This is a genomic window from Dehalococcoidia bacterium, assembly GCA_030648205.1.
GTDB lineage: Bacteria > Chloroflexota > Dehalococcoidia > JAUSIH01 > JAUSIH01 > JAUSIH01.
On sequence record JAUSIH010000049.1, the window covers coordinates 39,997 to 60,103 of the forward strand.

The 20,107-nt window shown below is 63.8% G+C and carries 22 protein-coding genes and 1 pseudogene; 11 read left to right on the plus strand and 12 right to left on the minus strand.

Annotated features, from left to right (window positions below; translation table 11 throughout):
• Positions 1-117: 117 nt before the first annotated feature.
• The 8 genes from speD to Q7T26_06655 form a co-directional block, all read right to left on the minus strand.
• Complete coding sequence (gene speD, locus Q7T26_06620; GenBank protein ID MDO8531825.1) at positions 118-552, minus strand: adenosylmethionine decarboxylase; 435 nt, start codon at positions 550-552, stop codon at positions 118-120.
• Between the two features lie 134 nt (positions 553-686).
• The gene (locus Q7T26_06625; protein MDO8531826.1) at positions 687-1,766 is read right to left on the minus strand and encodes an AAA family ATPase; all 1,080 of its coding nucleotides are present in this window, start codon (positions 1,764-1,766) and stop codon (positions 687-689) included.
• Between the two features lie 214 nt (positions 1,767-1,980).
• The gene (locus Q7T26_06630; GenBank protein ID MDO8531827.1) at positions 1,981-2,361 is read right to left on the minus strand and encodes a hypothetical protein; all 381 of its coding nucleotides are present in this window, start codon (positions 2,359-2,361) and stop codon (positions 1,981-1,983) included.
• 110 nt (positions 2,362-2,471) lie between these two features.
• Positions 2,472-3,440: a DUF262 domain-containing protein gene (locus Q7T26_06635; protein MDO8531828.1), complete on the minus strand. Its 969-nt coding sequence runs from the start codon at positions 3,438-3,440 to the stop codon at positions 2,472-2,474.
• A 117-nt stretch (positions 3,441-3,557) separates the two neighbouring features.
• Positions 3,558-3,836 (minus strand): hypothetical protein, encoded by a 279-nt coding sequence (locus tag Q7T26_06640; protein ID MDO8531829.1) that lies wholly within the window; start codon positions 3,834-3,836, stop codon positions 3,558-3,560.
• On the minus strand, positions 3,821-4,351 hold the full coding sequence (locus Q7T26_06645) for an IS3 family transposase (GenBank protein MDO8531830.1): 531 nt from the start codon (positions 4,349-4,351) through the stop codon (positions 3,821-3,823). The genes Q7T26_06640 and Q7T26_06645 overlap by 16 nt, the downstream gene beginning before the upstream one ends.
• Complete coding sequence (locus Q7T26_06650) at positions 4,348-4,632, minus strand: transposase (protein MDO8531831.1); 285 nt, start codon at positions 4,630-4,632, stop codon at positions 4,348-4,350. The genes Q7T26_06645 and Q7T26_06650 overlap by 4 nt, the downstream gene beginning before the upstream one ends.
• Positions 4,633-4,669: 37 nt before the next feature.
• Positions 4,670-5,041, minus strand: coding sequence for a hypothetical protein (locus Q7T26_06655; protein MDO8531832.1), 372 nt, complete (start codon positions 5,039-5,041; stop codon positions 4,670-4,672).
• A gap of 307 nt (positions 5,042-5,348) precedes the next feature.
• On the opposite strand from Q7T26_06655, the gene Q7T26_06660 reads away from it, so the two are divergent.
• The 5 genes from Q7T26_06660 to Q7T26_06680 all read left to right on the plus strand — a co-directional run bounded on the left by Q7T26_06660 (position 5,349) and on the right by Q7T26_06680 (position 9,606).
• Positions 5,349-5,684, plus strand: a complete 336-nt coding sequence (locus Q7T26_06660) for a hypothetical protein (protein ID MDO8531833.1) — start codon at positions 5,349-5,351, stop codon at positions 5,682-5,684.
• Positions 5,685-5,723: 39 nt separating this feature from the next.
• Positions 5,724-5,948, plus strand: coding sequence for a hypothetical protein (locus Q7T26_06665; GenBank protein MDO8531834.1), 225 nt, complete (start codon positions 5,724-5,726; stop codon positions 5,946-5,948).
• A gap of 196 nt (positions 5,949-6,144) precedes the next feature.
• Positions 6,145-7,194 carry a hypothetical protein gene (locus tag Q7T26_06670; protein MDO8531835.1) on the plus strand — a complete coding sequence of 350 codons (1,050 nt, stop codon included), beginning with the start codon at positions 6,145-6,147 and terminating at the stop codon, positions 7,192-7,194.
• Positions 7,195-7,221: 27 nt separating this feature from the next.
• The gene (locus Q7T26_06675; protein ID MDO8531836.1) at positions 7,222-7,848 is read left to right on the plus strand and encodes an HAD family phosphatase; all 627 of its coding nucleotides are present in this window, start codon (positions 7,222-7,224) and stop codon (positions 7,846-7,848) included.
• Positions 7,849-8,097: 249 nt separating this feature from the next.
• Complete coding sequence (locus Q7T26_06680; protein ID MDO8531837.1) at positions 8,098-9,606, plus strand: MFS transporter; 1,509 nt, start codon at positions 8,098-8,100, stop codon at positions 9,604-9,606.
• A 52-nt stretch (positions 9,607-9,658) separates the two neighbouring features.
• Here the strand turns inward: Q7T26_06680 and rimI are convergent, their stop codons facing one another.
• A complete protein-coding gene (gene rimI / locus Q7T26_06685; GenBank protein MDO8531838.1) occupies positions 9,659-10,381 on the minus strand; it encodes a ribosomal protein S18-alanine N-acetyltransferase in 723 nt (240 codons plus the stop codon).
• A 209-nt stretch (positions 10,382-10,590) separates the two neighbouring features.
• Here rimI and Q7T26_06690 point away from each other — a divergent pair, with 209 nt between their 5' ends.
• The 6 genes from Q7T26_06690 to Q7T26_06715 all read left to right on the plus strand — a co-directional run bounded on the left by Q7T26_06690 (position 10,591) and on the right by Q7T26_06715 (position 18,466).
• The gene (locus Q7T26_06690) at positions 10,591-11,154 is read left to right on the plus strand and encodes a sigma-70 family RNA polymerase sigma factor (protein MDO8531839.1); all 564 of its coding nucleotides are present in this window, start codon (positions 10,591-10,593) and stop codon (positions 11,152-11,154) included.
• The gene (locus Q7T26_06695) at positions 11,151-12,299 is read left to right on the plus strand and encodes a DUF5667 domain-containing protein (GenBank protein ID MDO8531840.1); all 1,149 of its coding nucleotides are present in this window, start codon (positions 11,151-11,153) and stop codon (positions 12,297-12,299) included. The genes Q7T26_06690 and Q7T26_06695 overlap by 4 nt, the downstream gene beginning before the upstream one ends.
• A 544-nt stretch (positions 12,300-12,843) precedes the next feature.
• Positions 12,844-13,332, plus strand: a complete 489-nt coding sequence (locus Q7T26_06700) for a hypothetical protein (GenBank protein ID MDO8531841.1) — start codon at positions 12,844-12,846, stop codon at positions 13,330-13,332.
• A 68-nt stretch (positions 13,333-13,400) separates the two neighbouring features.
• Positions 13,401-15,335, plus strand: a complete 1,935-nt coding sequence (locus tag Q7T26_06705) for a DUF5666 domain-containing protein (GenBank protein ID MDO8531842.1) — start codon at positions 13,401-13,403, stop codon at positions 15,333-15,335.
• Between the two features lie 217 nt (positions 15,336-15,552).
• Positions 15,553-16,551: a hypothetical protein gene (locus Q7T26_06710; GenBank protein MDO8531843.1), complete on the plus strand. Its 999-nt coding sequence runs from the start codon at positions 15,553-15,555 to the stop codon at positions 16,549-16,551.
• A 133-nt stretch (positions 16,552-16,684) separates the two neighbouring features.
• A complete protein-coding gene (locus Q7T26_06715) occupies positions 16,685-18,466 on the plus strand; it encodes an ABC transporter ATP-binding protein (GenBank protein MDO8531844.1) in 1,782 nt (593 codons plus the stop codon).
• 212 nt (positions 18,467-18,678) lie between these two features.
• Here the strand turns inward: Q7T26_06715 and Q7T26_06720 are convergent.
• The 3 genes and pseudogenes from Q7T26_06720 to Q7T26_06730 form a co-directional block, all read right to left on the minus strand.
• Positions 18,679-18,912 (minus strand): annotated as a pseudogene (locus tag Q7T26_06720) (thioredoxin family protein).
• Between the two features lie 12 nt (positions 18,913-18,924).
• Entirely contained in the window at positions 18,925-19,365 is a 441-nt protein-coding gene (locus Q7T26_06725; GenBank protein ID MDO8531845.1) for a thioredoxin family protein, read from the minus strand.
• 210 nt (positions 19,366-19,575) lie between these two features.
• Positions 19,576-20,107 (minus strand): CDP-alcohol phosphatidyltransferase family protein (locus Q7T26_06730; GenBank protein MDO8531846.1); only part of this gene is annotated, 532 nt, incomplete at its 5' end.

The window sequence follows — 20,107 nt, forward strand, 5'->3', positions numbered from 1 at the left end:
AAAAGCGCCCTCCCCAGGGCGCTGAAAAAGACAAAAGAAGACTATTCCCGCCGGTCTAGCTTTCCGCCGAGCATTCCACGGAGGGCCTGGTTCCTAAGCAGGCTTCGGAGTCTGTACTCATACAGTTGCGGTGGCGCCCAGCCTGACCTTCTGCCCGTTTCCCTTTTTGGCTGCCTCGGAGGGGGCAACCACGGGACGGCCATCGGCCAGGATACCCCGCTTGATCACCGTCTTCACCGGACTTTGGCACTGAAAAGCGCGGGCCAGATAGTCCGCAGCCATCTCGGGCCGGAACGCCTCACCGCACGTGAAGATGTCCACCGCTGCATACCCGTGCTCAGGCCAGGTATGGATGCAGAGGTGGGACTCGGCGATGGCCACCACGCCGGTGACACCCTGGGGACTGAACTTGTGGAAGGTCTGCCCGATAATGGTCGCGCCCGCGGTCCGCGCCGCCGTCAGCAGCGACTCTTGGACAAAAGGCAGATCGTCCAGCAGCTTGCTGTTACAATCCCGCATTTCCATCAGGATGTGAGTCCCTAACGCATTCAATCACCTGCCCTCCTGTAAAAAAATTCAACAATCGCCAATTATACCCTTTCCCCCACGGGAGTTCAATAGGCTGTCAGGGGGGTATATCCCTGCGCCCTGGATTGACGCCCCGACGCATTTGAAGGCCGCGGGTATTACGCACCCTGAAGCGCGATGTTTAGGCCCAGCGCTTTGAAAATACCCGCCGCGTCCACGTGTTGCGCCACCAACCGCGCCATGCGCTCCAGCTTTTGCGGATAGTAGAAAGTAGGCGCGGCCAGCAACGGCTCCAGCGCGGCGATGGTCGCGGGCGTGTCGCGGCGTGTGCGGACGACGGGCACCTTCAGATTTTCGGCTTTCTCCAGGACGTAGAAGCTGGTGTCCGCGTTGCCCGTGAGAAAGAGGGCGTGCGTGGGCGTCTCCAGCGCGGCGAACTGGAAGTCCGGACGGTCGGCCCGGCTGATGACCACCTTGCTGGCGTGTCGGCGGTAGTACAGGTCGCCGTTGTCCAGCGTCAGGCAGCCCACCATGATGTGCTCCACCAGCGGCCCCAGACGGTCCGCGCACAGCACCACGTCCGCCTCCAGGCGCTTCACCATGTCCTCCACCGTCACGGCCAGCAGGGCGCGCTCCTCCGGAATGACCCCGAGCACCGTTATCCCCTGTTTGGACAGCGCGGGCATCAGCTCGTCGCGGACCCAGCGCTGGTGCATCTGTGGAACAGCGTTCAGCACGACGCCTATGAAGCTCTGCCCCAGTGACCTGGCCGCGCTGACCACCACCTCCGGCTTGATCCGATGGGTGGGCCGCACCACGAGCAGCGCCTTCGCCCCCACGGCCTGAGCGGCGGCGCCCGAGGCCTGCGCCAGGGCAAGGCCGCTGCCCTGATCGTCAAGGCCCTCCTCGACGATGACCACGTCCTTGTCCTGTGACACCGCGTCCAGGCCCGCCTTGACCCGGCTCGCCACGGCGCCCCTGCGGGCGGAGAGGGCCTCCGCCATCTCATCGGCGGCCATGGCGGGCGCGAGCGCGCTCACCGGCTCCGGCAGGCCCAATACCTGTCGCATGAAGCCTGCATCAGGGTCTTCGCCCTCGTTAACGCCCCGCGCCACCCGCACGGGCTTGAAGTAGCCGACCCGCTTGCCGTTTTCGAGAAGACGCCGGCCCAGCGCCGCGCCCAGGGCCGTCTTGCCCGCGCGGGCTTCCAGCGATGTGACGTACAGGAGCAAGCTCATGCCGCTCTCCTTCTAGTTCAGGGAGACAACCAGATAGAGCCTCCCGGCGTGGTGCGTTCAAACGTGGATTATAGCACAAGCTGATGGCGATGCGGTGGTGGCCGCCGCCATGCTGGACCGGCTGCTCCACCAATGCCACCCGCTACCTCATTAGTTTCTGTCTGCCAGCAAAATGTTAGCAAAAACAAATTGCCAGTGACAAGACCATAGCACGTTACGATAAAATTGATTCCAGCACTTCCAGAATTGGAACGACTCGATTGAAGTAGTCTTCAACGTCTTGCAACGTCAGTTTCAAGTCATAGGCCCCCACGTGCGCCAGATTGTTCTTTATGCTATTTATGCTCTCCAAAGCATTGATCTCGGAACATGTGGGAGAGAATTTCGCACGAAAAGCATCGGCTAGATCCGGGCCAAACTTACCTAGTACTTCACATATTTTGCCACGTTTTGGATTCTTGAAAGATTGCCTAAGATCACCCTCAATGTAGTTTGCTATATACTTGTCGTTCGGTTTCCAGGCTCGTTGGCGCAGCAGTAACTCAATTCTTTCTTCGAGCACGCCGAGCAAACAAACGTCGACGTACGTAGCCAAGTGTGCGCCCAAGCTCGAATTAGGTTGAGCACTCGCCCACTTCTTGCAATCTTGCAGGAGTGAGCTGATCTCACCCAGCTTTGCTGAGACCTCCACATTCCGTATGACCATTACTTAAAAAGAACTTCTTCCGCAATGCTAATCCTTTGCCGCACTGTATCCTCGTCTGTGGTCGAAGCTGAGACAGCCCGCAAATAATCCTTGTTTTCTTTGAGCTTATTGAATCTGATCACTATATCGGCTGGAGGATTACCATTTCGAGAAAATGCGGTCATCACTGAATCAAAGACAGCCGCGTTTATGCCACGTGATATATGGAATGGCTTTGCGCCTAGCTTGTCATAGACCGACTTCACAGTAGCCTCGAAAATCTTCCTATATTTGTCGTTGTCACCCCGTCCTTTCCGACGATACATGAAGTCTGTGATGAACTGCTTCATCGGTTTGGCGTATTGCGCATCTCCTAGCGCAAGAAAACGAGCAATCAGTTCGATGTCCCGCATGCGGGGCTCTGGTGTCTCAGTCCCAAAAACACTTCTCCACGCGTCGAGCTTATTGAGGTCTTTCAACAGGTCGTTGAAAGGACTGTGGCACGCTGCATTACGAACCTCCTGAGGAGACAGTGCTGTTCCGCCCGTATTCAGTCGGGAGAATACTTCATACATACTCGAAGTATCCTGAGGGTCGATTTGTTCCACAACAATCACCCTCAATATCGAATTCCGGAATCGGCTCTTGTCGCTCTCATTCAGCTTCTCATAATTTTTGTCCTCCCACTGTTTACTGACTCCCTTCAAGTAGAACGGGGACTTGTCTGGTAGTTCGCCCTTGAAGAACCCGGCTACCGTACGCAGCCTTTGCTGCCCGTCTATGATAACCTCCTTCCCCGATTCTTCCCTATAGAAGAAAACGGGAGGCACCGGTAATCCGCTAAGGAAAGATTCGATTAACCTGCTAGCCTGGGCGAGTTTCCATACCCATCCTCTCTGGAACTCCGTGACAATGATTTCATCTCTTTTCCAACGTTCGTTGAGAACTTCTAGCGTCGGGTCAGATGGATAAACTGAGGGGGACCCCATTAGTTGGACAACTTTGGGGTTCCGCTAAGCGAGAGTCCCGCCTCCTGGGATGCCTCTGTTGATCGATAGACCTCCGCGGGGGTCTGGTAGCGCAGGGCCTGATGGGGCCGCTGCTCATTATAGAACCACAGGTAGCGCCCGATGTCCACTCGGGCCTCCGGGACCTGCGTATAAGCCTTCAGGTACAACCTCCTCGTACTTCAGGCTGCGCCGCAGCGCGCGCGCACGGCGCCACAGCCGCTCCACGAAAATGTTGTCCAGGTAGCGCCCCTTCCCATCGTGGCTTATCTGGATCCCCCGCTCCTTCAAAAGCCCCGTGAACGCCTCGCCAGTGAACTGGGCGCCTTGGTCCGTGTTGAATATCTCCGGCGTGCCCCTGCTCAGGACTTCCTCCAACGCGTCCACCCCGATCTATCGGGGCTGTCCAGGGTGTTGGAGAGCCGCCAGGCCAGGACGCACCGGCTGTGCCAATCCATGACCACCACCAGGTAGAGAAAGCCTTTGGCCATGGGGATGTAGGTGATGTCCGCCGCCCAGACTTGGTCAGGACGGGTGATGGCCAGCCCCCGTAGCAGGTAGGGGTGCCGCTGCGCCGCCGGCGAGCCCGGGGAGGTCCGGGGCCGCTGATAGATGGCCTTCAGCCTCATGACCCGCATCAGTCGGCGTATCCGCTTGCGGCCGATGCAGTGGCCTCGGGCTTGGAACCAGGCCAACATCCGACGCGAGCCGAAATAAAGGGTTTCCAGATACTGCCGGTCCATGGCCGCCATCAGCTCCAGGTCACCCGGGGATGTGGGCTTGCGTTGGTAGTAGAACGAGGAGCGGCTGATGCCCACGAGCCGGCACTGCCGCACCACGGAGAGCCGCCGGTGGGACCGTTCCACCAGCGCCCGCCGCTGCTCCCGGCTCATGGCACCAACCTGTCCTGTAAAAAATCCCGCTCCACCTTCAGCTGGCCGATCTGCCGGTAGAGCCGGTCCACCAGGGCGTCCGCCTGCTTCTCCCTCTTCCCTCCGCCCTCCGCGAAGACGGCGGCTGCCCCCTCCTGCAAGGCCCGCTTCCACGTGTGGATTTGCGCGGGGTGCACCCCGAACCGGCTCGCTAACTCCGCCACCGTGGCGTCACCCCGCACTGCTGCCAGGGCCACCTTCGCCTTGAACGCTGCGCTGTGCTTCCGTCGCTGCTCTGCCATGTCCTGCCCTCCTTGCAATCGCTTGCTCAGTTTAGGGCTAGGACTCTCGCTTAACCACCTGTCCGAAATCCGGGGTCCACCTCAAAACACGTATCTTGAAAACTGGAACGGAGACGTCTTCTTCAGCCTCTGAAGGCACAGCTTCCACTGGCATTTCCTCGTTGGGCACAAGCGTCGAGAGGAATTCTTGTGCGCTGGTAAGCGTGGCAGTTTGGGCATCTTCCTTCCTTGCCCCAACACTCGTACGCCGATCAGAGTACGTATCCCTCATATGTGTCTCAAGGATTCTCACCCGCCGATTCAAATCGTCTCTTTCGAATAAGCTCTTATTGTTTCCTAAGTACTCAAAAAGCAACAGTTCGCTAAGTTCATGAAACTTCCCCTGTTCAAGCAATTCGGCATGACTCATAAATACCACCTCACGAAGGACCTGCCCCCCGTTTTAGGTCCACTCATAATGAGAGTTCCACCCGGATGATGCCGTTGGTCTGCTGAGCAAACTGGTCGGGGGTCAGGTTGCCCAACGCGCGTGGGGCCGCACACCATTATAGTCCTGGCGCCACCCCTCGACGATGGCCCGCGCCGACCGTGGAAATCCTCGCGAATACGGCTTTCCTTCGCCGCGGACTCCGCCTCTTGCCAGCATGCGAGGCGCCGTGGTATTCTGCACCCGTTGGACAGGGCACCATCAGCGCGTCTGTCGGGAAGGAGAGCCTATGACCACAAGCCTGCATACGATTCAGATTCTGGACCCCGCGGGGGAGGTCCCCCAGGAAACGAAGCGCCTGGCCCCGCTGGTGCAGAGTGTCCTGAGCTCCTCCGTCGGCTTCCGGGTCCAGTGGCCCAGCTTCGACATTTTCATGCAGCGCATCAAGGAGCTGCTGGAGGAGCGGTACGGCGTCAAGCAGGTGAATTACCTGTACACGGGCAGCGACGGCTGCGCCACGGGCAAGCGCGCCATTCGCGGCCGCTCGGACGCCGTCACCTGGGGCAAGGTCTTCGATGACTTCTCGGCGAAGAGCGATTGGGCTATCCTGGGACTCGCCGCCTGAGGCTCCTGCACATCGTGGTGTATCCACGACACGGTTGAAGTGCAGAAGCGCGGCGTCCCGACCGTCGCCATCGTCACCGAGCAATTCGTCAGCCTCGCGAAGAACTCCGCCAAGGCCCTGGGCTATCCCGACCTGCCGATAGTCGTTGTCCCCCACCCCTTTGAGACGCTCCCCCGCGAGCGCATTCGCCAGATTGCGGAGGAGAAGGTGGAGGAGATCATCCAGAAGGTGAGCCACGCCAAGGAGCAGGCGATCCATCACTAGGCTGCCGCGCGGGGGACACGAACGACGGGGTCTCTCGCGTCAGACATTTCGAGATTTCGTGTCAGAGGTTCCCCCTTCTCAGGCGTGTGCGGAGGGGGAACCCCTGTGTCAGGGGCCTGCGCCGCCAGATAGGGAGATGGCTCGTTCGGGGGCGATTGCGGGGCGTTCAACTGAAATCCACACGGAGAGGTGCATCATGGCGAGTCGCGCCAAGCTCATGGACGTCCAGGACGATATTGAGGCCATCTTTGACTACACGTATGAGAAGGGATGGACGGACGGCCTGCCCATCATTCCGCCGACGCCCGAGCGCGTCCAGCGGATGCTGGCCACGGTGGACCGCCGTCCCGACGAGGTGGTCACCCATCTCCCTCCTCTTCGCGCCAACGCCACCGTCGAGAAGATCGCTGTCAGCGCCGTGATGGCGGGGTGCAAGCCGGAGTACTTCCCCACGGTGGTCGCCGCCGTGGAGGCCGCGGGCGACCCGCACTTCGAGGTCTTCGGCATGAACACGACGACGAATCCCACGGTGCCCTTCGTCATCATCAACGGCCCCGTCCGCAATCAGATTGACGTGAACTGCTCCTGGAGTGTCCTGGGGCCGCGCAAGCGCGCCAACGCCACCATTGGCCGCGCCGTCAGCCTTGTAATGATCAACCTGGCGGGCCGCGTGCCGGAGCAGACCTGCAAGGCTACGTGGAAGATGCCGGGCGCCTTTACCATGTGCGCGGGCGAGTATGAAGAGGAGAGCCCGTGGGAGCCTCTGCACGTGGAGCGCGGATTCAAGAAGGAGGAGAGCACGGTCACGCTCCTCTCGCCCGCCTCCGCCTTCAACCTGCTGGATACGGAGAGCCAGAACGCGGACGAATTGCTGGAGAACATGACCGGCGGGATGCTCGGCGCTACGAGCAACAGCGTGTTCCCGTTCTACGGACTCGGCGAGATGGGTCTGATGATGTGCCCGGGCCACGCCAAGCTCATCGCCGCGACATATACCAAGCAGCAGGTCAAGGAATACTTCCTGGAGCACCTGAAGCTACCCTCGACCTATATGAGCCGCCGGCGCATCAAGATGATGGAGGCCGCGGGCCTGGGGCAGATTGAAAACGGCTACATCCGCTACGCAAGGGAAGCGTGGCAGTTCCTCATCTTCGTGGCGGGTGGCCTGGGCGGCTACCACACGGCGTTCTTCAGCACCTTTGGCGACTCCAGGGCCGTCACGCGCCCCATCCGGGCCAAAAAGTAAGGGGGGGGGCCTCTTCTGCAAGCCGTTATCTTCGACATGGACGGGGTGCTCTGCGACAGCGAGCCCCTGTACCTGGAAGCCATCAACGTCGTTCTGACGACGCGCGGGCTGCGGCTGTCGGAGGAAGAGAACCGCGAGATTCTCGGCACGACGGCGGAAGAGACGTGGCGCTGGCTCAAGGAGCGCTTCCGCCTCCCCGGCGACGTGGCGGAGTGGCTCCGTCGCTACGACGTGGCGGTCATTGAGACGCTGCGCGGGCGGGTGACGCCCACGTCCGGGCTGATGGACCTGCTGCCCCGCCTCAAGGCGCGCGATCTGAAGATGGCCGTGGCATCCTCCTCCGAGCTTGCCTGGGTGCACGCCATCCTGGACACGCTGCGCGTCCGCGAATACTTCAGCGCCATCGTCTCGGCGGGCGACGTGGAGCGCGGAAAGCCCGCGCCGGACGTCTATCTGCTGGCGGCGCGCAAGCTGGGAGTCCCGCCCGGCGCGTGCCTGGTGTTTGAGGACTCGCCGGTAGGTCTGGAGGCCGCGAAGGCTGCGGGCATGCGCGCCGTCGCCATCCTGACGCCGTACACCCGCGGCATGGACCTCTCCCGAGCAAGCGCGGTGCTCTCCTCGTTCAAGGAATTCGACGAAAGGATGTTGGACTAGACCTGCCCGTCGGCGCCGCGCGACGCGTCCACGCCTCCGCCTCGGCCCGCTCCGGCCACTTGGAGTTCGCACGCTATTCCGGTAGCATCTTCTGGTCTTCTGTCCCTGCGACGCTTTATCTATCTGTATAAAATAAAGTTCGAGACCAGATATCAAACGTGGACTTGAAATTTGTTTAGAAACGCAGTAGGATGGGCGGCGTCCCCTGGAGAAGCACAAATCCAGAGAAGGGGTCCGGAGAAGGCGCAGATGCTGCACCGTGTCCTGGGGTACGTGAAGACCCAGACCACTATTCGCCTGTCCAAGTTGGAGAGCGGCTCCAGCGCGGCGACGATCGGCTTCACGGACCAGTATCTGGTGCCGTTCGCGGTCGCCATGCGCGCCACGGACATGCAGGTGGGTCTGCTCAGCAGCATCCCCAATCTTGCCGCTACGGTCACCTTGCTGGGGGTTCCTCAGCTTGTGCGCAAGCTGGGCAGCCGCAAGGCCGTGCTGCTGAGTGTCGTGTTCCTCCACGCCATCGTCTGGCTGCCGGTCCTGCTCATCCCGCTTCTCTTCCCGAACCAGATGATTCTGGCGCTCCTGGGCTTCGCCGTCCTGCTGACTGTCTCAAGCAACGTCGCGGACGCCAACTGGGAGAGCATCCTCGCGGACGTCGTTCCCAAGAATCGCATCAACCGTTACTTCTCCATGCGGGGTGTGTTCCAGGGGGCCGTGACGCTGACCGCCGCGCTCATCGCCGGGTATGTGCTGGAGTCCGTTCCCGGCGGGATATTCATCGGGTTCGGGGCCATCTTCTTCATGGCCATGACTTTCCGACTCACCTCATTCTGGTTCCTGACTAGAATCAAGGAGCCTGCACTGCGCCTGCCGGAGGACCCCTCCTACGGCTTCACCCACTTCCTTTCGGAGGTCGGCTCCAGCTCCGTGGGAAGGCTCATCCTGTTCGGGGCGCTTATGACCCTGGGCGCGGGCGTGGCTGCCCCCTTCTACGCCGTGTACGTGCTGGACGATCTGCACTTCAGCCCGATTCTCTACTCGTTCTTCATCGGCGTGGGCTACTTGGCGACCATCTTCTCCCTGCCTTCGTGGAGCAGCCTCGCCGACAAGATCGGCAACGTGCGCGTCGTCCTCCTCACCGCCATCCTGACTACCATCGTCCCCTTCCTGTGGCTGCTCTCCACGAACCCGGTTTATCTCATCGCCATCCAGGCCTTCGCCAGCGCCGCGTGGGCGGGCCTCGTGCTCACTGCCTCCAACCACGTATTCGGAGACAGTCCCCCGGAGAAGAAGCTGCACTTCATCGCCTACTTCAATGCGCTCACGTTCCAGGGCAGTCTGGGCGCCTTCGTGGGACCGCTCCTGGGCGGAGTCCTGAGTCAGGTCCTGCCACCCATTGCGGGCAATAACCTGCTTAGTGTATTCGCCGTGTCGGGTGTCATCCGCGTCGTCGTGATCGCTGCGTTCATCCCCTTCATGACGGAGGTGATCCGCATAGAGCTTCCCGTGCCGCGCGGGTTCCACCCCATCACGCAGCACGCCATTCGCCGTTCGGGCGTGCTGGCGCGCGTCCGTCTTCAGCACCAGCGATTCGTGCACAGGGGCGTCCCCCACGGCACGCTGCACTGGGCGGGCCAGCCGCTCCCGTGGCGAAGCTTCCGCGCCTGCCGCGACTGCGTGGGGCCGTCCTGGGCGCTGTCGCAGAGGTACGGACGCCCGGGGGGCAAAGCGCAAAGAAGAAGGGTCCTGCCAGCGTAGCTGTGAGCAGGGCCATTGCCGTTGGGGCGAGACTGATGCGAATACGTGCGGTCTAGCTCAGTACGCGCGTCGCTTCTCCCCGACGTCTGATGAACGCGTCCCTGAGCCTCTGAAACTCCGTCTGGTATGCCGCCGACCAGATGGGGTCGGTGGTCATGATGACGGCGTCCTCATGGTTGTCGCTGTAGTACCCCTTGCGGACGCCCATGACGTGGAAGCCGTACTTCTCGTACAGGAGTTGAGCTGGCCTGTTGGACGCCCGCACCTCAAGGGTCAATTCCCGCGCTGCCCGCTGCATCGCCAGTTCAATGGTGGCGACGAGTAGAAGCTCTCCCAATCCGCGCCGTTTGTGGGACTCCCGCACGGCAATCGCCACAAGGTGGGCTTCGTCCACCATTAACCACGTGCCCGCGAAGCCCGCGACAAAGGCGGACGGCGCATGCGGTCGCGCCGCCTCTGCCTCCGGCGGACGCCCGAAAGGCCACAGCCGCCGGAGCAGCCCGTCGTTCTTTCGTTCCAGCGCTGGGGGTGGGGACTCCACGGGGTTCGGCGCCGCCTCGACAGCGTCGCAGACGACGAGGTAGCGGGCCAGCCGGTTGTCCATCTCGCGCGGGAAGGACGTGGGCGGCCACACGGTTGGGAAGGCCTCCCGTTCAATCTCCTCCACCTGAGGGATGTCGGCGAAGCTCATGGGGCGCACCAGGAACGGCATCTGGCTGCCCCGCTGGACCTCAGTCTCCTGGACGATGGCCATCGCGATTGTGCCTTTCACCACACCACGTCGTGTATTTTAGCACGGCCAATGTCCCGTCATCGTTATTCTCATAACAGCTAACTTTCCGGCCATGCGTACGTTATATATGGTGGAGCCAGAGAAGCACGGCAAGCTCCTCGTAAAGGGTGGCGCATGTCCTTTATAATAGGTGCACTGAAATATCTCTCGCAGACCCGCCGGACGGCAAGCGCGGCGGGCGGGGTTGGTCAGTGCAAGACGAACAGAGTCTCGTTCGGGAGGCCCAGCAGGGTAACGCTGGCGCCTTCGCCAAGATATACGAGACGTACTTCGACAGGGTGTTCCGCTACGTGGTCGTGCGGGTGGGCAACGCCGCCGAGGCGGAGGATATCACCCAGGACGTTTTCCTGCGGGCGCTGGATTCCGTCCGCGCCTTCCAGTGGCGCGGCGTCCCTTTCAGCGCCTGGCTCTTTCGCATTGCGCACAACCTGCTCACCGACCGCCTTCGCAGCAAGGGCCGCCATGAGGAAGTCGCCCTTGACGACGACATGCCGCTGGTGGACGGTCGCCAGAACCCAAGCGACTTGGTGGAGCTGAAGATTTCCGTGGAGCAAATGCTCGCGTCCATGCAGCACCTCACCGAGTCCCAGCGCCAGGTCCTGGCCCTGCGCTTCGGCAGCGGCCTCTCCATAGAGGAGACGGCCCAGAGCATGAGCAAGAAAGAGGGCGCCATCAAGGCCCTCCAGCACAGCGCCGTGCAGGCCCTGCGTCGCCACATGACTCGGGCGCCCACGGCCATTCGGAAGGAACCATGACCGCACAGCAACACATGGACGACATTCTGAACGAGTGCCTCGACCGGCTGGCCCGGGGCGAGACGATGGAGGCGTGCCTGGCGCGGCATCCGGAGCATGCTCAGGAGCTGCGTCCGCTGCTGATCGTCGCCCGCGCGACGCTGGCGGCTACCGTCCAGATTACCCCGCGAGCGGAGTTCCGGACCGCCGCCCGCCACCAGTTCCTGGATGCCCTGGCGGCCCGTCATGCCCGTGAGCGAGAGTCGTTCTTCACGTGGTCGTGGATGCGAAGGTGGAGCGCCGTGGCGGCAGGCGTCGCGCTGCTCGTCGTCATTGGCCGTGGCACCGTGGCCGCCGCGGAGTCGTCTCTGCCCACGCAGCCGCTGTACACCATCAAGCAGGCGACCGAGGCATTCCAGATCGCCCTGGCGCCCGAGGGTTCCGCGAAGGCCAAGGTCTACACTGAGCTTGCCGCACGCCGACTGGAGGAGATGACAGTCCTGGCCCGCCAGGGGGATGTGCAGAACGTGGACAGGCTTACCTCTCAACTGGAGGCGCACCTGGACAACGCTACCCTCGCGGCGTCTCGCGCCTCGCCGGAGCCCGCTCCTTCGTCGGAGTCCGTCCCTTCGCCGACGGCTACCTCGACGCCAACTGCCGCCGCGGCTCAGGCTACGCAGCCCGCGGCAACGCCGACGCCATCGCCGACGGCCACACCCGTGGCTGCCGCTTCGGTAGCTCCGGCAGCGACGCCCACGGCGGTTCCGTCCGCCGCCGCAGCCCAGGCCGCGCAGCCCGCGGCGTCTCCCACTCCAATACCGGCTCCCGCCACACCTACGCCATCGGCGCGCCCGACCACAGCGCCGCAGCCGGCCATCCGCCAGCCCGCCGCAAAGCCCCCGCAGGCCCGACCCGTCAGGCCGCCGTCGCGCCCCGCTGTGCAAAACCTTCAGGATATGCAGGCTACTCTCCGGCGCAACGTAGAGCAGCACAAAGCGACTCTTGAGAAGGCACTGCAGGAGGCGCCTCCCAGCGCCAGACCCGCTCTGGAAAAGGCGCTGGAGAAGGCGAACCGCAAGTACGCTGAGGCGATCAAGGCCGTTGAGCGGATGGAGCAACGGGAACGGGAGCGGGAGCGCGAGCGGCCGCAGGAAAAGGGTCGGTAGGCTGGGCGGTACTCGGTGGCGCCGCACGATTCAACGCGGCCTGGTCCGCGGGCTGTTTTCTGGCGGGACAACCTCGACCACTGATTAGCGGGGCTATTCTCCAACTTCCTGCTTGCCATTCGCTGCCTTCTGATCTGCGAATGTGCCACATGTCGCGGGACACTGTGTCACGAATCGGGAGGCCCGAGGCTTGAGTCGCCGCGGCGGACGTCTTACGATATGCTTACTAACCCCCGTGCGTCTTGTCTATGCAAGTTAACGGAAAGGGTCACGAACAGAATCGGGGGGAATGCCCAGCCGTGACGCACATGATTGTCACCCCGTGCCGCCTGTGGTCTCAAAGGTTCGGCGAGTCCCTGGTTGAAGACGGCTGCCCCTGGTGTCCCCTCTGTCGCGAGCGCGTGGACAGAGCGCGGAAGTGTTGCTGGCGGGCGTGGCGGGGCTGGACTCGGATGACAGCGCGCACGAGGCGCAACTTTCCCGGCGCGCCGACGTTATACTAGACGAACCATCGCAATAGAAACTATCGAAGGAGGTCATGTTCATGAAGGTGTTCCTGGTCTTCGCATTGGTCGCAATCACGGTGCTGGCGGCCGCCTGCTCGCAGCCGGCCCCCGCGCCGTCACCAGTTCCACCGGCGACTCAGCCACCGGCCCCCACGGCTGCGGCTACGCAGCCCCCCGCGCCCGCAGCCACGCCGTTGCCCGCTGCCACGGCTGCGCCGACGTCTATTCCCACAGCGTCGCCCACATCAGCGCCGTCCGCGGCGGAGGCCCGCAGCGAGCTGAAGCTGGTTGTTTCCCAGCCGGAGAACGAGTCCGTGGTGTCCGCGCCCACCGTCACCGTCAAGGGCGCCACCAGCCCTGACGCGGTCGTCAGCGTCAATGGCGCGCTGGCCACTATCGCCGCGGACGGCACGTTCAGTCAGGACGTCGCGCTTCAGCCCGGCCCCAACCGGATTGAGGTGCTCGCCAGCACATTCGACGGGCAGAGCAAGTCACAGGTCATCAATCTCATCCGCATGGCAAGCTAGACGGGAACAAAGGACAAGATTCGCGTGACGGTGTCTTGACACACCGACGCGCAAGAGGAGGGTTCACCATGAAAACAGCCCATATCTTTACAGTCCTGGCAATGGCGCTCAGCCTGCTGCTCGGCTCCGTGGGCACGGCCTACGCGGCCCCCGCCGCCCAGGCCGCGGCCCTGCATGGCTACTTCGGCACGGTCAGCAGCGTTGACGGCAAGGTTATTACCCTGGACACCAAGTCACAGGGCTCGATCAAAATCACCACGGACGACAAGACCGTCGTGCAGGTGCCGGGCAAGGACTTGGCTGCGCTGACGGATGTCCTGAAGGGGGTCCGCATCGCGGTCCTGGCCCAGGAGCAGGCGGGCGCTCAGCTCGCCCAGCGCATCATGGTCCTGCCGGACGCGCCCGTGACCGTCCACATCAGCGGCGTGGTCATCGCCGTCGCGGGCGACAAGGCCACCATCACGGACAAGGACGGCAACTCGGTGGTCGTCTCGGTTTCCGGGGACGTGTCCCTGGCCCAGGGCGACGTAGTGACTCTGATCGTCCACCGGGACAGCGCTTCCGGCGAGGCAATTGCCCGCGCCGCGGAGAAGCTGGACCGCGTCGTGGAACGCCTGGCCAAGGGGCTGGAGCAGGCGGATAAAGATGCAAAGGAAAAGGGCGACAAGGACAAGCAACAGGAGGCCGCCCGCCTGCGTGTCCTGGTGGAGGTCAACAGCGGCATTGGGCTGTCCCTTCTGGAGCGCGCGCGCGACCGCGCCTCGGAGCAGGCCAAAGGCGGTCTGGAGAATGCGTTGAAGCGTATCGAGGGCGATCTCAAGCAGCGCCTTGATCCGCTCAAGATTCACGTGGGTGTCCAGCTCAATGGCGTTGTTCAGGCCGTGGATACGGGCAAGAATACCGTCACGGTCAAGCCGGACGACGGCCCCGCGGTAACGCTCAACGTGACCGGCGCGACCGATATGGACGGCGCGAAGATCGCCGACCTGAAGGCCGGGCAGCGCGTCCGCGTCACCTACGACCGGCAGAGCATGAACGCCCTCAGCGTCTCGCAGAAGGCCCTCGCCCCTGCGAAAGTGAAGGGCACGGTCTCCGCGGTTAACACCACGCAGAGCACCGTCACCCTCAAGCCGGAGGAGGGCAACGCCGTGACACTGAAAGTCACTGCGGACACCATCGTCAACAGGGACGACAAGGAGAAGGACAGCCTGGCCAACATAGCCGTCGGCGACCGTGTGGTGGAGGCCCACTACAATCCGGTGACGATGGCGGCCTTCCTCATCGTCGTCCGCTCGCCAAAGCCGGCGGAGTTCAGCGGCTACATCAACGCCGTTGACGCGGCAGGGAACACCGTCACCATCTTGAACAAGGGGTGGGAGACCCTGACACTCAAGGTCACCGCGCAAACGGAGCTGAAGAGGAACGATACCAAGGTCACGCTGGCTGCCCTGACTGTCAACGACAGGGTGGAGGGCCGCTACGATGTTGTAACCATGACCTTGCTCACTCTACAGGCGAAGGCGCCCGTGGCCCAGCGCTTCCAGGGCTACGTGCAGAGTGTGGACGCGGCCAAGAGCACCATTACCATCCTGTCCAGAGCGGGCATCAGCCTCACCCTGCAGGTGTCGGCGAAGACCGTCGTTACACGGGACGGCCAGAGCGCCACTCTGAAGGACGTGCAGCCCGGCGACAGCATAGTCAAGGCCTACTACGATGCCTCCCTGCTGGCCGCGGAGCTGGAGGTACAGTCTCAGGCAAAGGGAGAGAAGCGTGATGCCGAGCGGGGCGTAACCCAGATCAGAGGCCTCATTACGGCCGTATCCGCCGACTCGTGGACAGTGGCCGGACGCACAGTCAAAGTGGATTCGACCACGCGCGTTACGGGAGACGGCAAGGTCGGGCTTATCGCGGAGGTGGACGCGCGGGCGCAGGCGGACGGCAGCCTGACGGCGCTTCGTATCCAGGTATCCGGCGCGCTTACCTTGCCGCGAGGATTGAGGTAAAACGCTAGCACAAATGGAGTTGCCCGTCACTGCGTTGTCGGCGCACCGCCCCGCAGGGGTCCGCCCTGGCTACCCGTATTGAAGTGACGGGCGGAGCCGACTCCCGATAGACCAGGGATTCTCCTGGGGAAAACAGGGGGCGACGAGGTGCTAACCTCGCCGCCCCCTTGTCGTTAATAGATATCAGGTGGGTGCGCAAACAACAAGGAGGTCTGGCATGACACGCGTCAAGGTACTTCTGGCGGGGTTCCTCGCGGTCGTTACAGCATTCGTTTCTAGCGGGGCCGCGGACGCGGCGCCGGCCCTGCAGGCGCCACCGGATACGCAGCGCCGCGTGGTCGTGGGCGTGGTCAAAGCTGTTGATGGCACTACAGTTACGCTGACGACCCGCTCCGGCGAGCAGGTCAAGGTAGGCATAACCAGCGATACGAGTATTCGAGCGCCGGGCAAGCCCCAGGCGGCTCTATCCGACATCGCTGTGGGGGCAGGCGTGTCAGTTGTCGCGCAGGTGAAAGACAGCGCCCTGACGGCCATCAGCCTGGTGGTCAACCCGGTCCAGACCGCCCGGCGCGACGTGTTGGAACGGGCGCGGCGCCTGAGTGTCGCGCGTAGCGCGCAGGCGCTGGTCCGCTCGCTGGAGCGCGAGCTGGTCCAGGCGCCGGACGCGGCCAAGCCCGACCTGCAGAAGGCGCTGGACGCGGCGAAGCAGGCCCAGACCGTGGTCCAGGACACCCTGAAAAAGTTGCCCGTCATAGCGACTCCCATGCGGGCCGTTATTCGGGGCACGGTGACGGACGTCGACGCGGCGAACGGCGCCATCACGGTCCAGCCGGGGCAGGCGAGTTCCGCGCGGCGGGCCGCACCGCAGGGACGCGGACGGCTAGGGCCTGGTATGCGGGGTCGTAACCAGCGGGTGCCCAGCATGCGGGCGCGTCTTGCGCGCTTGCCTGTTACGTTGACGGTGACGGAAAGCGCCAAGTTGACCCGCAACGCCGACCAGCAGGCCAAGATCGCCGATGTGAAGATAGGGGACATCGTCGTGAGCGGCGTGTACGACAGGGGAACGTCGGAGGCGCTGCGCATGGTCGTGATGTCGCCGGACTTCCTGGTGCAGTTGCGCGGCGCTCGGCAACCGCAGGCGCGCGGCCAGTTCCAGCGCGGCTTCGGCCCGCGCGGGGGCGCACCCCGCTTCGCGCCCGCGCCTCCCATGCGATAGCACTCTGCTATTCCCAGGTGCCGGCCGCGCCCTGACGTGGTGCGGACCGGACTCTCCTTCCTTTCCGAGGGCAGCCGTGTGGGCTGCCCTCGGCCTTTTGTAAGGGCGTAACCGCGGTAGGTATAATGGGAAGATGAACGCTCGCTCTGGCGCTGGCGCGAGTCCTCTTTCCCGCGTCCTGGGGCTGCTCCGTCCCTACTGGCGCGAGGCCGCCATAGCCCTGGCCTGCATCCTGCTGGGCAACGCCTTCGCGCTCGCCGTGCCGCGCCTGCTGGGCACGACCATTGACACGGTGGTGACGCGCGGCGACGTGGGGATCATCGCGGCGCTGGCGGGCGCCGTGGTTGTGGTGAGCCTGCTGCGGGGCCTCTTCTCGCTTGCCCAGGGTTACTTCACCGAGGCGGCCGCCCAGGGCGCCTCCTACCGCCTGCGCAACCGGCTCTACGACCACCTGCAGCGTCTCAGCTTCGCGTACCACGACCGCCAGCAGACCGGCGAGCTGATGTCCCGCGCGACCTCGGACATCGAAAACGTCCGCACGTTCCTCAAGTTTGGCCTGGAGCGCTTCGTCCAGCTCCTTGTTGTGTTGCCTCTGACGTGCGCTCTGCTAATCTCCCTGAATCCGCCGCTGGCCCTGCTCAGCTTCGCTTTCCTGCCCGTCATCATCGCCCGCTCCGTCTTTCTGAGCAGGCGACTGCGGCGGCTGTGGGACCGGGTCAACGCGGACACCGGCATTCTGACGACCATCCTTCAAGAGAACCTGGCGGGCGTCCGCGTGGTGCGTGCCTTCGGGCGGGAGGACTTCGAGAGCGCCAAGTTCGCGGCCCAGTCGTACCGGGTCTCCCAGAACACCCTGGAGGCCAACAAGCTCCATTCTTTCAGCATGCCCTTCATGAACCTGATGTTGCTGACTGCCATCGCCCTGGTGCTGTGGCTCGGCGGGCAGCAGGTCATCGCGGGACGGATGACGCCGGGCGCGCTGACCCAGTTCATCTTCTACTTGCTCATGCTCACCGCGCCTGTCCGGGTCGTCGGCTTCATCGCCACGCTCTACTCGCGGGCGACGTCTTCCGGCGAGCGCATCTTCGAGGTGCTGGACGCGCCGCTGCCGGTGCGGGACGCGCCGGACGCCATCGATCTGGAGCGCGTGCGGGGGCACATCCGTTTCGAGAACGTCTCCTTCAGCTACGGAGGCGCGTCGCCCGCGTTGAAGGAGGTCACCCTGGAGGCGCAGCCCGGCCAGGCGGTGGCGCTCTTGGGCGCGACAGGCTCCGGCAAGACGACCATCGTGCACCTGCTCCCTCGTTTCTACGACGTGACGCAGGGGAGTATCACCCTGGACGGCCATGACCTGCGCGGGGTCAAGCTGGAGTCTCTGCGGCGCAACATGGGCATTGTCCAGCAGGACGTGTTCCTGTTCAGCGCCACGATTCGGGAGAACATCGCCTACGGGCGGCCCGAGGCGACCGACGACGATGTCCAGTCGGCGGCGCGGGCGGCCCGCATCCACGACTTCATCATGTCGCTGCCGGACGGCTACGCCACGTGGGTCGGCGAGCGCGGCATCACCCTCTCCGGCGGGCAGAAGCAGCGGGTGGCCATCGCCCGGACGCTGCTGACGGACCCGCGCATCCTGATTCTGGACGACGCGACGTCCAGCGTGGACATGGAGACGGAGCACCTGATACAGCAGGCGCTGGTGGAGCTGATGCGCGGTCGCACGACGTCCGTCATCGCGCACCGGCTGAGCACGGTGAAGCGCGCGGACCTGGTGCTGGTGCTGGAGGACGGACGGATCGCGGAGCGCGGCCGCCACGACGAGCTGCTTGCGCGGGACGGCCTCTACCGCCGCATCTACGAGCTGCAGCTCAGGGAGCAGGAAGAGGCGCCCGTGGGCGCCTCGCGGCAGGGCTAGTGTGGTGTTCCCGAAATTCGCCGTCAATGTCATTGCGAGGCCCGATGGTTCGAATTCCTCACCACAGGCTCCGGAGGGCCGTGGCAATCTGGCTGCGGGGCGCACCCCTCCTCCAGATTGCTTCGTCCTCCGGCAAGCCGGAGTCCTCGCAATGACAAATCGTAAGCGTATTTCAGAAACGGGACACTAGGGCTAGCTGCGTCAGCCCCGGCCTAGCCCTGAGGCGCCGACGGATTCTTCAGTTTCTCGGCGGCGGCCTTCAGGTGCGCGACGAATGTGTTTTCCGGCACCGCGCCGACGAACTCCACCACGCCGCTGATGACGGTCTTGGGCACGCCCATGACCTGGAAGTCCTGCGCCATCCTGGGGAACTCGCTGATCTCCACCACGTCCGCGCGGATGCGGGGGTTGAGCATCGCTGCTGCGTGGGCCATCCTGGCCACTCGCGGGCAGTACGGTCAGGTCGGCGTGACGAACACCCGCACGTGCAGGTCGCGGTCAATCTTCCTGACCTCCTCCCGTGACTGGGGCGACAGCGCGTTCTCGCCCTTCGACAGGTGAGTGAGCGCCTCCACGACGTTCGGGAACTCATTCCCCGCGGGGATGCCGTAGAAGCGGATGTTCCGCTCTCCGTCCCGCGCGAAGATGATGGCCGGCAGGTTGTCCACGTCCAGTCCCTGCAGCTTGTCCTTGTCCGCGACGGCGTCGTACATCTCCAGCTTGATCTTGTCGGAGAGCGACGCCACCTCCTGGAGCAGCTCGTTGGTCTGCGGGCAGTACAGGCACTCTGGTCCGGACGCCGACAGCCGGGACACGAGAATGACCTTGACGTCGTTCACCAGGTCTTTCCGGAACGTGTCCCGCAGGTATTCCTTGTCTTTGTCAGAGAGAATGGGCATTGGTCCCTCCTTTGTCGTCGGCCCTCATATCCATGATACAGCATGGATATGGTCAGGCGTCGGTCATGCGCGACCCTTCACTCCATGAGATGCGGGAGAAAGACGGGAGGGTTCCAGGCGCCTGTCCGATAACCGAACGTCTAAAGAGAGTGCAGAGAGGGCAAAGCCCTCTCCGCCAGGGGTCTGGGGGTGAGGGTTGTCGGGCAGGCTCTAAGAGGCCGGGCCGTCTGTGGACGGCCCCGTGTCGCGCGCCTTCTCCGCGGCGTACGCCAGCCTCTGCCCCGCCGTGACGAACGCCAGCGCCGCAACCAGCGCCAGCGCGGGCTTGACCAGGCCGCTCAGCAGCCCCAGGGCCAGGAGGATGACCCGCTCAGGCCGCGCGGCGATGCCCACGTCGCCTTGAACGCCCAGCCCTTCCGAGCGGGCGCGCAGATAGCTGACCAGGAAGGACGCCACGAGCGCGGCGAAGGCCAGCATCACCCCCGCCGCATCGCCGAGGCCCACGTAGCGCCAGGCCAGCCCGCCGAACACCGCCGCCTCGGCGACGCGGTCCGCCGTCGAGTCCAGGAGCGCCCCGAAGCGCGTCACCCGGTTGGAGGCGCGTGCCAGCGCCCCGTCCAGCATGTCGAACAGGCCCGCCGCCAGCAGCACGACGCCGCCCGCCATGACGTAGCCCACGGCGATGGCCGCCGCCGCCGCCACGCTGATGAGCAGCCCGACGATGGTCAGGGCGTTCGGGCTG